Annotated in this window: 13 protein-coding genes; 5 read left to right on the top strand and 8 right to left on the bottom strand. The window is 53.8% G+C overall.

All coding sequences use genetic code 11. The annotated features are described in order from the left end of the window. Positions 1 to 17 precede the first annotated feature (17 nt). Together ACIGCM_RS08285 and ACIGCM_RS08280 are read right to left on the bottom strand one after the other, a co-directional pair. Positions 18 to 464, bottom strand: a complete 447-nt coding sequence (locus ACIGCM_RS08285; protein ID WP_397501561.1) for a GNAT family N-acetyltransferase — start codon at positions 462 to 464, stop codon at positions 18 to 20. Between the two features lie 122 nt (positions 465 to 586). Next, positions 587 to 2,878: a YgiQ family radical SAM protein gene (locus tag ACIGCM_RS08280; RefSeq protein ID WP_397501977.1), complete on the bottom strand. Its 2,292-nt coding sequence runs from the start codon at positions 2,876 to 2,878 to the stop codon at positions 587 to 589. A 520-nt stretch (positions 2,879 to 3,398) separates the two neighbouring features. Here ACIGCM_RS08280 and ACIGCM_RS08275 point away from each other — a divergent pair. From ACIGCM_RS08275 to ACIGCM_RS08255, 5 genes are read left to right on the top strand one after another with little or no spacing between them, the layout of a single operon-like run. Further along, positions 3,399 to 4,199: a hypothetical protein gene (locus tag ACIGCM_RS08275; protein WP_397501560.1), complete on the top strand. Its 801-nt coding sequence runs from the start codon at positions 3,399 to 3,401 to the stop codon at positions 4,197 to 4,199. Further along, a complete protein-coding gene (locus ACIGCM_RS08270) occupies positions 4,199 to 5,815 on the top strand; it encodes a GH3 auxin-responsive promoter family protein (protein ID WP_397501559.1) in 1,617 nt (538 codons plus the stop codon). The genes ACIGCM_RS08275 and ACIGCM_RS08270 overlap by 1 nt, the downstream gene beginning before the upstream one ends. Beyond that, the gene (locus tag ACIGCM_RS08265; RefSeq protein ID WP_397501558.1) at positions 5,808 to 6,914 is read left to right on the top strand and encodes a hypothetical protein; all 1,107 of its coding nucleotides are present in this window, start codon (positions 5,808 to 5,810) and stop codon (positions 6,912 to 6,914) included. The genes ACIGCM_RS08270 and ACIGCM_RS08265 overlap by 8 nt, the downstream gene beginning before the upstream one ends. Then, positions 6,911 to 8,008, top strand: a complete 1,098-nt coding sequence (locus ACIGCM_RS08260) for an HlyD family secretion protein (protein ID WP_397501557.1) — start codon at positions 6,911 to 6,913, stop codon at positions 8,006 to 8,008. Before ACIGCM_RS08265 ends, ACIGCM_RS08260 begins: the two co-directional genes overlap by 4 nt. Then, complete coding sequence (locus tag ACIGCM_RS08255) at positions 7,992 to 9,536, top strand: DHA2 family efflux MFS transporter permease subunit (RefSeq protein ID WP_397501556.1); 1,545 nt, start codon at positions 7,992 to 7,994, stop codon at positions 9,534 to 9,536. The genes ACIGCM_RS08260 and ACIGCM_RS08255 overlap by 17 nt, the downstream gene beginning before the upstream one ends. Before the next feature lie 2 nt (positions 9,537 to 9,538). Here ACIGCM_RS08255 and alr read toward each other — a convergent pair whose 3' ends face one another. From alr to rpsF, 6 genes are all read right to left on the bottom strand, one after another. Beyond that, positions 9,539 to 10,624, bottom strand: a complete 1,086-nt coding sequence (gene alr, locus ACIGCM_RS08250) for an alanine racemase (RefSeq protein WP_397501555.1) — start codon at positions 10,622 to 10,624, stop codon at positions 9,539 to 9,541. An 85-nt stretch (positions 10,625 to 10,709) separates the two neighbouring features. Then, positions 10,710 to 12,104, bottom strand: coding sequence for a replicative DNA helicase (gene dnaB, locus ACIGCM_RS08245; RefSeq protein ID WP_397501554.1), 1,395 nt, complete (start codon positions 12,102 to 12,104; stop codon positions 10,710 to 10,712). 121 nt (positions 12,105 to 12,225) lie between these two features. Then, positions 12,226 to 12,672: a 50S ribosomal protein L9 gene (gene rplI / locus ACIGCM_RS08240; RefSeq protein WP_397501553.1), complete on the bottom strand. Its 447-nt coding sequence runs from the start codon at positions 12,670 to 12,672 to the stop codon at positions 12,226 to 12,228. Positions 12,673 to 12,693: 21 nt separating this feature from the next. Further along, positions 12,694 to 13,587 (bottom strand): hypothetical protein, encoded by an 894-nt coding sequence (locus ACIGCM_RS08235; protein ID WP_397501552.1) that lies wholly within the window; start codon positions 13,585 to 13,587, stop codon positions 12,694 to 12,696. A 35-nt stretch (positions 13,588 to 13,622) separates the two neighbouring features. After that, positions 13,623 to 13,853, bottom strand: a complete 231-nt coding sequence (gene rpsR / locus ACIGCM_RS08230; RefSeq protein ID WP_003246847.1) for a 30S ribosomal protein S18 — start codon at positions 13,851 to 13,853, stop codon at positions 13,623 to 13,625. A 28-nt stretch (positions 13,854 to 13,881) separates the two neighbouring features. Beyond that, on the bottom strand, positions 13,882 to 14,310 hold the full coding sequence (rpsF, locus tag ACIGCM_RS08225; RefSeq protein WP_397501551.1) for a 30S ribosomal protein S6: 429 nt from the start codon (positions 14,308 to 14,310) through the stop codon (positions 13,882 to 13,884). Positions 14,311 to 14,489: the final 179 nt, after the last annotated feature.

The following is a 14,489-nucleotide window of genomic DNA, read 5'->3' as shown; positions in this document are numbered from 1 at the left end:
GCCCAAGTGCAAACGGATTAAATCAGCCGCTTTTCAAAGTACACGCGGTTAAAGCCCGCTTCAGTACGCCGAGCCACTTGCACATAACCAAGCTTGGGGTAGATCAACAGATTGTCGCTCATCCGCTCGTTGGTATAGAGCTGAACGGTGTTTATCCCGAGTTGCCTGCCCGTTTGTTCGCAAAATGTGATCAGCGACTTGCCCACGCCCCGCCCAGCCGCACCAGGCAATACGGCTACGTTTTCCAGCAGCAGGTGGCCGTCTTTGGCGTAGAACACGATAAAGCCTTGGAAGTTGCCCTGTTCATCTGTAGCCAGGTAAACAATCCCAGCAGCAATCTGCGCGGCATAATCGGCCAGCATAGGTGCGGGTTTACGCCCCATCACATGCACATAGCCTTCATAAGCAAGCTCGGCGCAGGCTCTGATGCTTGCTTCATCACTGGCGGTGGCTGAGCGAATCATGACGGTCTCTTTAACTGTTGAGCCCTTGATACTGTCCGAGCCCAAGCGGTGTCGCAACCCAGAACGCAAAAAAGCCAGCAAGGCATCCCTAAACTGGCTTTTTAAATTGCGTAAGTCTCAACTTAACGCGGAACGGCAGGTGCCTTCACCGGCTTTTTGCCTTTACCCTTTTTAGCGTTAGCCCGCTCTTTGGCCGCCTCTTGGTTCTTGGCGAAAGCGGCGGCTTTAGCCTGCTCACGCTTGTCCCAAGGCTTGCTGCCATCGCTGGCGCGTGGCGGCAGGCCGTTGTGCTGGGTGAGCATCGGCTTGCCAACTTTTTTACTACCTGCAGGCGTCGAGTTCTTGCGACGGGCGCTTTGATATCCATCAACTGACGGCTGGAAGGCTGGAATCAGTTGATTCTTGCCATTACCGATCAAATCACTACGGCCCATGCGTTCAAGGGCTTCACGCAGCATCGGCCAACCGCGTGGGTCGTGATAACGCAAGAACGCCTTATGCAAACGACGTTGCGCTTCACTTTTAACAATGGTCACACCATTACTCTTGTAGGTCACTTTGCGCAGCGGGTTTTTACCCGAGTGATACATGGCCGTTGCCGTCGCCATTGGCGATGGATAGAAGGCTTGAACCTGGTCTGCACGGAAGCCATTGGACTTGAGCCAAAGCGCAAGATTCATCATGTCTTCATCGGTTGTACCCGGGTGGGCGGCGATAAAGTAAGGAATCAGATACTGCTCTTTGCCCGCCTCTTTCGAGTACTTCTCGAACATGCGCTTAAACTTGTCGTAGCTGCCGATGCCCGGCTTCATCATCTGATTGAGCGGGCCTTCTTCGGTGTGCTCCGGGGCGATCTTCAGGTAGCCGCCAACGTGATGGGTAACCAGTTCTTTAACGTACTCTGGCGACTCAACCGCAAGGTCATAACGCAGGCCGGAGGCGATCAAAATCTTCTTCACACCCGGCAATGCCCGCGCCGAACGATACAACTGGATCAAGGATGAGTGATCGGTATTAAGGTTCTCGCAAATGCCCGGGAACACGCACGACGGCTTACGGCACGCGGCTTCGATCTCCGGGCTCTTACAGGCAATCCGGTACATGTTGGCAGTCGGGCCGCCGAGGTCGGAGATTACCCCGGTGAAGCCGGGCACCTTGTCGCGAATTTCTTCAATCTCGCGAATAATCGACTCTTCAGAACGGTTCTGGATGATCCGGCCTTCGTGCTCAGTGATCGAGCAGAAGGTACAGCCACCAAAACAGCCACGCATGATGTTCACTGAGAAGCGAATCATCTCGTAGGCCGGAATTTTTTCCTTGCCGTAAGCGGGATGTGGAATACGTGCGTAGGGCATGCCGAACACATAATCCATCTCTTCGGTGGTCATGGGGATCGGTGGTGGGTTGAACCAGACATCGACTTCACCATGACGCTGCACCAGCGCGCGAGCGTTGCCCGGATTGGTCTCCAAATGCAGTACGCGGTTGGCGTGTGCGTAGAGCACGCCATCACCGCGAACCTTCTCAAAGGAAGGCAAACGAATCACGGTTTTGTCACGCTCAAGACGTGGGTGCGGCAGTAGCTGCACAACCTTGGCTTCGTTCGGGTCCTCAACCGGACCTTTTTCCTGCTCAATGGCGCAGGCCGCCGTATCCTGAGTGTTGACGTACGGGTTGATGATCTTGTCGATCTTGCCCGGACGGTCGATGCGAGTGGAGTCAATCTCCATCCAGCCTTCAGGGGTGTCACGGCGAATGAACGCAGTGCCGCGAATATCACTAATATCTTCGATTTTCTGACCATAGGACAGGCGCTGGGCGATCTCGACCACTGCACGCTCGGCGTTGCCGTAGAGCAGGATATCGGCGCAGGCATCAATCAGAATCGAATGGCGGACTTTGTCTTGCCAATAATCGTAATGGGCAATACGGCGCAAGGAGGCCTCAATGCCGCCCAGCACAATAGGCACATGCTTATAGGCTTCTTTACAACGCTGGCTATAGACCAGGCTCGCCCGGTCTGGACGACTGCCCGCTTGCCCGCCAGGGGTATAGGCATCGTCCGAACGAATTTTCTTATCCGCGGTGTAGCGGTTGATCATTGAGTCCATGTTGCCTGCTGCAACACCGAAGAACAGATTCGGCTCGCCAAGCTTCATAAAGTCATCTTTGGACTGCCAGTTAGGCTGGGCGATGATGCCAACCCGGAACCCCTGCGCTTCAAGTAAGCGACCAATAATCGCCATGCCAAATGATGGGTGATCAACATAAGCATCACCGGTAACGATGATGATGTCACACGAATCCCAGCCAAGCTGATCCATCTCTGCCCTGCTCATTGGCAGGAAAGGGGCTGGTCCGAAACATTCGGCCCAGTATTTTGGATAATCGAATAATGGCTTGACTGCTTGCATGACGGTAACCGAAAGGTTCATGGAAATTCACGGGCGCGGATAATAGCACAAATTTTAACCAAACCCGACGCCCACGCTCAGGCTTTACCTCGATAAAAGCAGCTATAAATCCTGCCTTTTCCATAGAACGAAGCTAAATATGCCAGAGAGCTTAGCCAAGCCTCGTTGAGCTGCATGAAGAATATGCCCCACAAAAAAGACCTATCTTTTGTATGGTTTTAGTGAAAGAGGCTCTATCATAGCGAAAAGCACGCAACTATCCGTAACAACCACGCAGTTATACCGGCATCTTTAGCACGCTCGCTTTTACATACCCCAACCGACCAACGGTTCGACAGAACTTTAGGCTATTACCTTGCCACTACCGAAAACTCGACACTAAAACCGTCGACCCCAAGCGACTAACAATGATAGCCGGGAGGGCAATAGCGCCCGATCACTTAATCATCAGGAAAGCGCTTGGCCAATCTAAAGCTCCCAACGCGTGCAGATCATTAAATTGGTCAATGAGGACTAAGTAGTGAAAGGGCCAAACGAGCGCATTTACAGCCGTTTTATCAAGTTGCAGAACTTACAAACAGTCGATATCCAGGCGATGTACAAGATTTATTCCACCTTTTATCAAAACACTTCACGCGCGACATTCTTGAGTGATTTGCAACATAAAACCGGGGCCATTATTGCTCGCACCCGCAGAACCAAACGCATAATCGGCTTCTCAACCCTAACCATTTTTGACTGCGGCCTGCATGGCAAGAAAATTCGCGGCATTTTCAGCGGCGATACCATTGTTGAACCCGAATATTGGGGTAGCCGCTGCCTGCATGTTGCCTTCTATAAACAGATTCTGCTCGCCCGACTACGCCACCCGCTCACACCGCTGTACTGGTTTTTGATTTCCAAGGGTTACAAAACCTACCTGTTACTGACGCGCAACTTTTACGACTTTTACCCAGACCGTAACACCCCTGACAGCCCACTGCGCGATGTTGTCAGTGCCTTCAGCACACAACAATATCCCCAAGCATTTGATCCTGAACGAATGCTGCTGGACTTCGGTGCAAACGCACCTTGCCTGGATGAGAACGTTGCCGAGATCACCCCACAGATTCGCGCACAAGAACCTGACATCGCCTATTTCGAAGACTGCAATCCCAGCTGGCGTAAAGGCACTGAGTTGCCGTGCACAGGGGAAATTTCGTTCTCGGCGCTCATCAAATACTGTTACCACCTGAGCCTTAAGATCCTCAGGCTGAAGCTCGAGCAGCTCGGCACAAACAAAAAAAACGCAGACCCTAGCACTGCGGGCCCGAAAGCATGATGCGGCGACTGACAAGCCCGCTCGGTCACGGGCTACTTAAAGCGTTCACACGTCACGGCCTGAAACGTTTTGAGCGTGAAGCGCCAAACCTGGAAGCAATCCAGCGGGGCATGTTGCAAAACTGGCTGCACGGCCATACCCGCTCAGCTGCGGCAAAATACAGCCATCTTCAAGCGAGCGACAGCTGGGAACAGTTTTCGAGCAAGCAGCCCCTCAGCAGCTACGACAACTACCGTTCACCCGTTGAGCAGCAACGAATTCAGCAAAACAGGCTTCTGTTCGACAGCCCGGTAAGCCGCTATCAACCCACCAGCGGTTCGAGCTCATCCATCAAATGGATCCCCTATACAGAGGCCTTTCTAGGTGAGTTGGACCACGCGATCACTCCTTGGATTGGGGATCTTTACCGGCAGTTTCCAGATATTGCTCAAGGCAGTCATTACTGGTCGTTGTCATGGATTCCAACTGCATTACGCGATACCAGCGGTGAACTCAACGATGACATGCAGCTTATGTCACTCGGCAAACGCCTGATTGCCGGACTCACTCAAAACGCCCCCAGCACCATCGCCCTGGCGGACACCGCAGATGATTCACTGTTCGCGACACTGGCGTATTTAGCCGCAGACGAAAAGCTCAGCGTCATGTCAATTTGGAGTCCAACCTTTGGGCTTGGCCTGCTCGAACAACTCAGCCACTGTCGAGAGGAGCTTGTAGAGGTGCTTGAGCATGGTTCCTGGGGACCACGCGCAAGGGCCATGGACCGTATCAAATGCCCGCAATCGCGCAAGGCCGCTCAACAGTTAAAGACTTGGGACGGTGTTGCAGACCCTGCATTCTATGCAGAACTCTGGCCACGCCTAACATTGCTCAGCGCTTGGGACACCGCTGCGGCTGCGCCCTGGGCCGAACAACTGAAAAAGCTACTCGCCCATGCACAATTTCAGGGTAAAGGTTTGTGGGCGACGGAAGGCGTGGTGAGCATACCTGTCCAAGGGCACTATCCACTGGCTTATCGCAGCCATGTCTATGAGTTTGAAGACCTCGATAACGGGCAGATTCTAGCCCCATGGCAATTGCGCAAGGGTCAGCAGGTCATGCCCTTGCTGACCACCAGTAGCGGTTTTGCACGCTATCGCTTGAATGATGTTCTCGAAGTCAGTGGCCACTGGCAAACCCTGCCATGCTTTATCTTTCTCGGGCGCAACGATGGCACCGATTTGGTCGGCGAAAAAATCAGCTCGACCCTTGCCCAAACAATAATCAACAGCCTGACCTATGGCGATTCACGCCCCGTCACCCTGCTTGCCCTCAGCGACAACTGCACTGGAAAACCCGGTTACGCATTATTAGTTGAGTCCACTTCAGGGCCCTCAACCCTTGCGGCTCAGCTCGAGCATGCACTGCTAAATAACTTCCACTACCGCTTAGCACGGGACCTAGGCCAACTCGCGCAGGCTGCCTGCATCAGCTTGCCAAATATGCGCCAGATCTATTTAGAACAGTCTCGCGCCCGCGGGATGCTTGAAGGAAACATAAAGCTCGACGCATTAAGGCACTGGCCTGGGCCACTGCCAACGGAATTTCGCTACGCATTACAGGCCACCCATGAATAAACCAATAAAAATACATACCCGCCTTGCCACTGCCAAAGACAACACCGCCCTACTGGCCCTGCTCCGACGCACGCCACAAATGGGCAGCATTACTCTGACATTTGAACGTGAACCGAATTTTTTCGCTGGAGCCCTGGTCAATTGCGAACATGAATATGTGCTGGTTGCCGAGGATCTTGAGGTCCCAGGCGTGCTCATTGCGATGGTTGATATTGGCCAGCGACGACAGTACATCAATGGCAAAGTTGAATCCGTCAGGTATATGCATGACTTACGTGTTGCGCCCGAGGCGCGTGGTGGGAAAGCACTAGAGGCGCTGTTCCTGGCGATTGCCGAACACATCGATACGACTAACAGCTGGATGGAAGCGGTGATTCTGGAGGAAAACCTTGTTCCGCTAGGCATTATCGACCGCGGCCGGGCCTGGCTGCCTAATTTTTACCCAGGCGGACGGATAGTCACCAGCCTGCTACCCGCCCAAAAGCCCAAAGGGCAACTTAATAACAGCCTGACAATCCGCACGGCCACCCTGGACGATGCGCCTTTGCTACAGCAACTCTGGAATGAGGCCAGCCACCGTCAAGGATTCCCGCTCTATAACGTCAATGAAATGCTGGCCGGTAATGGCTACTACCAGTGCATCAAGATCAGCAACTACCTAATCGCACTCATCAACGGAAAACCGGTTGGTAGCTTGGGAATATGGAACCAGAAACACTTTAAACAAACTCGCGTAGCACGTTACTCTCCGTGGCTGGCAGCGTTGCGCATACCTTACAACCTGTATGGCATGCTGTTCGGCGGTGTCTATTTGCCACCGCCAGGCGATTGCTTTAACTACCTGATGCTGCACAGCCTGACGATTGATCAAGACAATCCGGCAGTATTTAAAGCATTACTCGACCACGTGCTTGTTCATCACCTACAGCCACAACAAAGTCTGGTATGCGGTTTTTTTGAAGACCACCCCCTGGAAGCAGCACTGGAAATTTATCGGCGTAAAAAACTTTATAGCCGCCACTTCTTCATCAGTTACCAACAAGACCCGAGCGCAGCGCAGCACTCGACCAGCCGCCACATTGAAGTCGCCCGCCTATGAGTTTTAGCCCAAGCACGCCAGATGCGAATGCTAGCGCCAATCCACCGGCCGACTTTGCCGATCAAGGCAATCGCAAGACACAAAAAAGACTGACACTGTTTGCCGCAATGCTGGCGCTGACGGCAGTTTCTTATGCAGGCTACTGGTTGTTTCACCTGCGATTTATCGAAAGCACCGACAATGCCTATGTACGCGCCGATACAGTCATTATTTCCAGCCAACTCGCTGGGCGCATTGACCGGGTTCTGATCAAGGACAACCAGTGGGTTGAAGCAGGACAAACGCTGGCACAGATTGAAGATGCCGACTTCAAATTCAGTCTCGTACAGAGCCAAACACAGATTGCACACTTGGCAGTTCAGCTGGACGACCTGAGCAATCAGCGCGATCAGAAACTCGCAAGCATTGAAGCGCAAAAAGCAGCCGTTCGCGGCCAGCGCGCAATGCTGACGCGCCATCAGCAAGACCTTGAGCGTGTCCGCAAGATGCACAGCAATGGCTTTGCCTCTGAGCAAAAGCTCTCCACATTATCAACCGATGTTGCAGTGGCAACTGCCCAGCTAGACCAGTCCAAACTGACACTTAAAAGCCAGCAAATAGCCTTATTGCAACTGGAAAATCATCGCCAACAACTTCAAACCCAAATTGCTGGCCGCGAAAATGAGCGGCAATTGGCACAACTCAACCTCTCGCGCACAACCATCACAGCGCCTGTGGCTGGCAGAGTTGGCAACCGCTCATTGCATCAGGGGGAATATGTGCGCCCGGGTGAAGCGTTGTTATCACTGGTGCCGCAAACCAAGTGGATACTGGCCAATTTTAAAGAAACCCAAATTGATGCGATGCACACAGGGCAAACGGCGCAGTTACGTTTCGATGCCCTGCCCGACCTAATGCTCGAAGGCGTCATCGACAGCCTGCAACCGGCCACAGGCTCTCAATTCAGCCTGCTACCACCTGACAACGCTACAGGCAACTTCACCAAAGTAATCCAGCGCGTACCCGTAAAGATCCTGCTTCCAGAAAATGTCACAGAGCTGGATCAAATACGCCCCGGGTTATCGGTAGAGGTAACTGTTGACCGCCGTCAGTAGCCCAGTCCAAGCGCCAAGCCTGCGCGACTGGGTAGCCGTGCTCAGCACCATGCTCGGTGCTTTTATGGCGGTAATCGACATCCTGATTACCAATGCCTCACTGAAAGAAATCCAGTCCGCTTTAGGCGCAACCATCAGTGAAGGTTCATGGATATCAACCGCATACCTTGTCGCCGAAATCATCATTATTCCGCTCACCGTGTGGCTCAGTGACTTACTGGGCAAGCGCCGTCTTACAATCTGGCTGACGCTTGGTTTTATGATGTCTTCGCTGCTTTGCTCGTTGGCGTGGTCGCTCAACAGCATGATTGTCTTTCGCGCACTTCAAGGATTTTGCGGCGGAGCATTTATTCCGCTGGCGTTCAGTATGGTGCTCACCCATTTACCGGTGCATAAACGCCCAACTGGCATGGCACTGTTTGCGGTCACCGCAACATTTGCCCCCGCCGTAGGCCCAACCATTGGTGGCTGGCTCACAGAAACCTTGGGCTGGCAGTACTTGTTTTACATCAATCTACCGCCAGGATTGTTAATGCTGATGGGCCTGGTCTATGGCCTACAAAAACAACCTATCAACTGGCGACTGCTAAACCAGGCGGACTATGCGGGCATCTGCAGCATGGCGATTGGCTTGGCATCGCTGCAGGTATTTCTCGAGGAAGGCTACCGCAGTGACTGGTTCAGTTCACGCAAGATCCTGATCTTGGCAATTGTCGCCTTTGTCAGTCTCAGCGCGTTTATTATTATTCAACTGTCGAGGGACAATCCGCTGCTTAATTTGCGCATTCTGAAAAACCGCAATTTCTTCCTAAGCTGCATCGCGACCGTTGGCCTGGGCATTGGTTTGTACGGATCAATCTATGCGCTGCCACTGTATATGTCGCAGATCCAGCACAATAACCCACTGCAAATTGGCCAGTTGATTATGTGGATGGGGCTGCCACAACTGGCGATAATTCCCTGCGTGCCTTTGCTGATGCGCTTTATTGATCCGCGCATCCTTTGCGCCATTGGCTTTATGTTGTTTGGCTATGCCAGTTTTATCAGTGGCTCGCTAAACCCGGATATGGGCGGCGAACAGTTGCTGCATATTCAGCTGATTCGCGCCGCCGGCCAGCCGCTGATCCTGATTACTTCATCGCTGATTGCAACCAGCTACATCGAAGCCAAGGATGCCGGGGCGGCCTCAGCGCTGTTCAACATTATCCGTAACCTCACCGGGGCTGTGTTTATTGCCCTGCTGGTGACCATGCTGCAAAACGATAGCAGCCGTAACTATGAATATTTACGAGCGTCAGTCAGCAGCCTTAACCCGCAGGCGTTAAACCGACTGCAATGGTTAACCGATCGGTTTGGTGACCCCGACCAGGCGCTGGCAATAGTCGTCGAGCAAACACGGGAACAAGCCTCAATCCTGGCTTACAACGAGGCCTTCCACATCATGGGGGTTGCGTTGATCATCAGCGTGCTGGCGATGTGCTTTACCCGAAAGCTACCCGCAGGTTTGAAAGCAGCCGGCGCACATTAAATTCAAGACGCTGCGTGGCTCAGATAGCGCCGCGGCACGCGTTCGGTGACTTTGGTCAGCAGTTCGTAACCAATGGTGCCCGCAGCCTGCGCCACTTCATCGACCGGTAATTGCTTGCCCCAAAGCTCCACTGAGTCGCCAACTGTTGCACTTATGTCCGTCAAGTCCACGGTTAGCATGTCCATCGACACCCGACCAATCAGCGGCACACGCTGGCCATCAACCAAAACTGGAGTGCCTAACGGGGCATGACGTGGGTAGCCATCGGCATAACCGCAACTTACTGTACCGATGACTGAATCTCGCGACGCCACCCAACTGGCGCCATAACCAACGGACTCGCCCGCTGCAACATGACGCTGAGCAATCAGTTGCGCGGTCAGTGTCATCACCGGTTTCAGGCCAAGTTCGGAGGCGCTTAAATCAGCAAAAGGCGTTGCGCCATAAAGCATGATGCCGGGCCGCAGCCAATCCATATGCGCAGCGGGAATCAACAAGATCGCTGCCGAATTGGCCAATGAGCGCTGATCGAAGTCCAGGTCGAGCACATCAAGGAAGCACTCAAGCTGGCGCTCGGTCAGCTCATGACCACGCTCATCGGCACAGGCAAAGTGGCTGATCAGGTTAAGCTCCGCGCAACCTGGACTGCCTTGCAACGCAAGGTGAGCCGCGCGCAAGCTGTCACTATCAAACCCCAGGCGGTGCATGCCGCTGTCGAGCTTTAACCAGATATTAAGCGGTTGCCCGGCAGGGGCAGCAAGTACGGCGTCAAGTTGCGCGGCGTTCTGCACGGCAATATCCAGTCGCAACTGCTGCGCCAACTGAACCTCAGCGGCTTCAAAGCAACCTTCGAGCAACAAAATTCGGGCGTGGTCATGCACGGCGCGAACCTGTGCTGCCTCCTCCAGACTGGCCACGGCAAATCCATCGGCGATGTCATGCAATGCCGTCACCACTTCACGCACACCGTGGCCATAGGCGTTAGCTTTGACTACGGCAAAGGCCTCACGCCCCGGCGCACAACGCTTGGCAACGGCGTAATTATGGCAAAGGGCAGACAAATCGATGGTGGCAACAAGCGGGCGCATACACACGGCATCCAAAAAGCAAAACAGGCGACCAGTTTAACGTCTGGACGCCTGTTTGTTATTGATCCTACGAAGGTTTTGCCGATTAATCTTCGTCGAACTGATAGCTGCCCGGTGCCAGATTTTCAAAGCGCGAGTATTTGCCCAAGAAGGCCAGACGTGTTGTGCCAATGGGGCCGTTACGCTGTTTACCAATAATGATTTCAGCCACGCCCTTGTATTCGGTCTCCGGGTGATAAACCTCATCCCGGTATACGAACATAATGATATCGGCGTCCTGCTCGATCGCACCGGATTCACGCAAGTCGGAGTTGATTGGGCGTTTGTTTGGCCGTTGCTCCAAGCCACGGTTGAGCTGAGACAGGGCAACAACTGGGCAGTTGAACTCCTTGGCTAGCGCTTTAAGCGAGCGCGAAATCTCGGAGATTTCATTTACCCGGCTTTCGCTGCTGGAGCCCGGAATCTGCATAAGCTGCAGGTAATCGACCATGATCATGCCGATCTCACCGTGCTCACGGGCAAGACGCCGTGTGCGAGCGCGCATTTCAGAAGGTGAAATACCGGCGGTGTCGTCGATAAACAGTTTACGATCGTTAAGCAGGTTTACCGCAGAGGTCAGCCGCGGCCAGTCATCGTCATCCAACCGACCGGCACGCACTTTGGTCTGATCGATACGCCCCAGGGAAGCCAACATCCGCATAACGATGGAGTCTGCTGGCATTTCCAGCGAGTACACCACAATGGCCTTGTCGCTGCGCAGCACCGCGTTTTCAACCAGGTTCATGGCGAACGTGGTTTTACCCATCGACGGACGACCGGCCACGATGACCAAGTCGGCAGGCTGCAGGCCACTGGTTTGCGCATCGAGGTCAGTAAAGCCTGTCGACAGGCCGGTAATGTCGTCACCGCTGTTGAACAGGGTGTCAATCCGATCGATGGCCTTGACCAGAATGTCGTTGATCGCCAAAGGCCCGCCGGTCTTCGGTCGCGCTTCGGCGATCTGAAAGATCAGGCGTTCAGCTTCGTCGAGAATCTCTTCGCCTGTTCGGCCTTCCGGCGCGTAGGCGCTGTCTGCGATCTCGCTGCTGATACCGATCAACTGGCGCAAGGTCGCACGCTCACGAATGATCTGCGCGTAGGCCTTGATGTTAGCAACCGAAGGCGTGTTCTTTGCCAACTCGCCCAGATAAGCCAAGCCACCAGCCGCCGACAACTGGCCTTCTTTGTCCAACTGTTCGGACAGGGTCACCACGTCAAACGGGTGGTTACGCTCTGCTAATTTGAAGATGGCGCGAAAGATCAGCCGGTGATCGTGACGATAAAAGTCACCATCGGAAACCTGATCCAGCACGCGCTCCCAGGCGTTGTTGTCGAGCATCAAGCCGCCAAGTACAGCTTGCTCCGCCTCAATCGAGTGCGGCGGCACTTTTAGGGCCGAGGTTTGCAAGTCGTATTGTTCAGGAATGCTGATGTCGTTCATAAGCTCTGAGAATAATTCGTTGGGGGCATAAAAACAAAAGGCACGACATCGCTTGCGCAATGCCGTGCCTGATTGTCAGCAGACCTGCACCTAAGTGCAAGCCCACTATGTCGCATACTGCTTACGCAGCTACAACAACAACCTTAACGGTTGCTTCAACGTCGCTGTGCAGGTGCACGGCTACGTCGTATTCGCCAACTTGACGAATAGTGCCGTTCGGCAGACGAACTTCAGCTTTAGCTACTTCAACGCCAGAGGCGGTCAGTGCATCAGCGATGTCGTGAGTACCGATCGAGCCGAACAGTTTGCCCTCATCGCCCGCAGTAGCGGTGATGGTGACTTCAAGTTCAGCCAGCTGAGCAGCGCGAGATTCAGCAGAAGCTTTCTTCTCGGCAGCAATTTTTTCCAGCTCGGCGCGACGTGCTTCAAAAGCAGCAACGTTTGCAGCGGTAGCTGCAGTGGCCTTGCCTTTCGGCAGCAGGAAGTTACGGCCGTAACCAGCCTTAACGTTCACTTTATCGCCCAGGTTGCCCAGGTTGGCGATTTTTTCCAGCAGGATCAGTTCCATTTGGTAATAACCTCTTAACTTTTAACCTTCACCGTTCGCGGAGTCAGAGCCTTTTTTACGCTCATGACGCCCACGAAAATCAAACAGACTGTCGACAATGGCGATTACCACCAGTAACGGATAAGTCAGCTGCATAAACAGCAACAGCGTGATGTACAGCCCCACAAGCCAAAACTTGGACATCCGCCCTTGCGCCACCAACCCATGAATCAGGGCGATGCCTGCAAACGCCAGCGGTACGCTACACAACGGTGTCAGCATGGCCATTTGTGGACCAAGATTCGGCCCTAACAGCATGCCCACCAGCAGCAACATCGCTAACGGCGGCGGTAGCTTCAAGGTGCGAAATTCGCGCCCGAAACCACCCGGGTTATACAACAACGCCTGCCAGTAGCGCCCAAGCATCAGGCTCAACAGGCTGACAATCTGCAACAAAGCTGCCAGCAATCCAGTCAGCACCGGTGCAATCAGGCTGTCTAGTCGCGCTCGCTCATCTACCGACATTTGCTGGTAGACCCCATCAAGCATTTGCGGCATGAGCTGTTTCAACTCACCCGCCATGGCATCGATAGGTTCACGGAATACCGCACCCAAAACCAACCCATACACCAAGCCTAGTGCCACGCTGCAAAGCAGCACACGGTTCCACGACATACTGGAGCGCAACAACAACCCCATCCCCAGCGCGCCCAGCAACACCATCAAGGTGCGCGGTTCGCCGAAATACCACCAGCCAATGGCCGGCAGCAATGCCCATGCGAGGATGCCTAGGGCATCACTCAAACCGCGCCGCAGGAGTACAAGACAGCCTGCAGCAGCACTCAACCAGAACAGCAGCGGCAATGCCGCCGATCCGACCACTACAAGAGTGGCCTGCACACGGCCGCGCATAATAAATTCAGCTAAGGCGCGCATGCGTTAATCCCTTACTACTTGTCGAACATCCGGTCTTAGCGGCCGTGGCTGTCGGTGTAAGGCAACAGGGCCAGGAAGCGAGCGCGCTTGATAGCGGTAGCCAGCTGACGCTGATAACGAGCCTTAGTACCGGTGATACGGCTAGGAACGATTTTGCCGGTTTCCGAGATGTATGCTTTCAGGGTGTTGAGATCTTTGAAATCGATCTCTTTCACGTCTTCAGCGGTGAAACGGCAGAATTTACGACGACGGAAGAAACGTGCCATTTGATAGGCTCCTCAATAGATCCGTGGATTACTCGTCAGCGTTGTCGCTGTCGTTGTTGTCGCTGTCATCGCTGTTCGAGTCATCAGACTCAGCGCTGTCAGGACGGTCACGACGCTCACGGCGCTCACTGCGGTTTTCTTCGGCCTTGAGCATCTCCGACTGTTCAACGACTGCTTCGTCGCGACGGATGACCATGTTACGGATCACAGCGTCGTTGTAACGGAAGTTGTCTTCCAGCTCAGCCAGGGCTTTGCCAGTGCACTCAACGTTCAGCATCACGTAGTGAGCCTTGTGAACGTTGTTGATAGCGTACGCCAACTGGCGACGGCCCCAATCTTCCAGACGGTGGATTTTGCCGCCGTCTTCTTCGATCAGCTTGGTGTAACGCTCAACCATGCCGCCGACTTGCTCGCTCTGGTCCGGGTGAACCAGAAAGATGATTTCGTAATGACGCATAAATGCTCCTTACGGGTTGTAGCCTGCCGCTAAATGCAGTCAGGCAAGGAGTGAATATCACTTGTTTAGTCTTGCTGAACGGAGGGCACAAAAGCGCCTGCCGTCACGGCAAGGGGCGACATTCTAGAGAAGCCCCAGACGACAAGCAAGGTAAACTGGTGATTATTTGAACAATTACA

It is taken from the genome of Pseudomonas sp. NPDC078700 (assembly GCF_044542375.1).
In the GTDB taxonomy this organism is placed as follows: Bacteria; Pseudomonadota; Gammaproteobacteria; order Pseudomonadales; family Pseudomonadaceae; genus Aquipseudomonas.
The sequence above is the reverse complement of the archived record's forward strand: the minus strand, read 5'-3'. Positions and strand labels throughout refer to the sequence as shown.

Excerpts from the sequence above, each read along its gene's own strand:
- ACIGCM_RS08235 (WP_397501552.1), bottom strand. The coding sequence starts at position 13,587 with ATGCGCGCCTTAGCTGAATTTATTATGCGCGGCCGTGTGCAGGCCACT.
- rpsR (WP_003246847.1), bottom strand. The coding sequence starts at position 13,853 with ATGGCACGTTTCTTCCGTCGTCGTAAATTCTGCCGTTTCACCGCTGAA.
- alr (WP_397501555.1), bottom strand. The coding sequence starts at position 10,624 with ATGCGCCCGCTTGTTGCCACCATCGATTTGTCTGCCCTTTGCCATAAT.
- ACIGCM_RS08285 (WP_397501561.1), bottom strand. The coding sequence starts at position 464 with ATGATTCGCTCAGCCACCGCCAGTGATGAAGCAAGCATCAGAGCCTGC.
- rpsF (WP_397501551.1), bottom strand. The coding sequence starts at position 14,310 with ATGCGTCATTACGAAATCATCTTTCTGGTTCACCCGGACCAGAGCGAG.
- ACIGCM_RS08260 (WP_397501557.1), top strand. The coding sequence starts at position 6,911 with ATGAGTTTTAGCCCAAGCACGCCAGATGCGAATGCTAGCGCCAATCCA.
- ACIGCM_RS08280 (WP_397501977.1), bottom strand. The coding sequence starts at position 2,878 with ATGCAAGCAGTCAAGCCATTATTCGATTATCCAAAATACTGGGCCGAA.
- ACIGCM_RS08270 (WP_397501559.1), top strand. The coding sequence starts at position 4,199 with ATGCGGCGACTGACAAGCCCGCTCGGTCACGGGCTACTTAAAGCGTTC.
- dnaB (WP_397501554.1), bottom strand. The coding sequence starts at position 12,104 with ATGAACGACATCAGCATTCCTGAACAATACGACTTGCAAACCTCGGCC.
- rplI (WP_397501553.1), bottom strand. The coding sequence starts at position 12,672 with ATGGAACTGATCCTGCTGGAAAAAATCGCCAACCTGGGCAACCTGGGC.
- ACIGCM_RS08265 (WP_397501558.1), top strand. The coding sequence starts at position 5,808 with ATGAATAAACCAATAAAAATACATACCCGCCTTGCCACTGCCAAAGAC.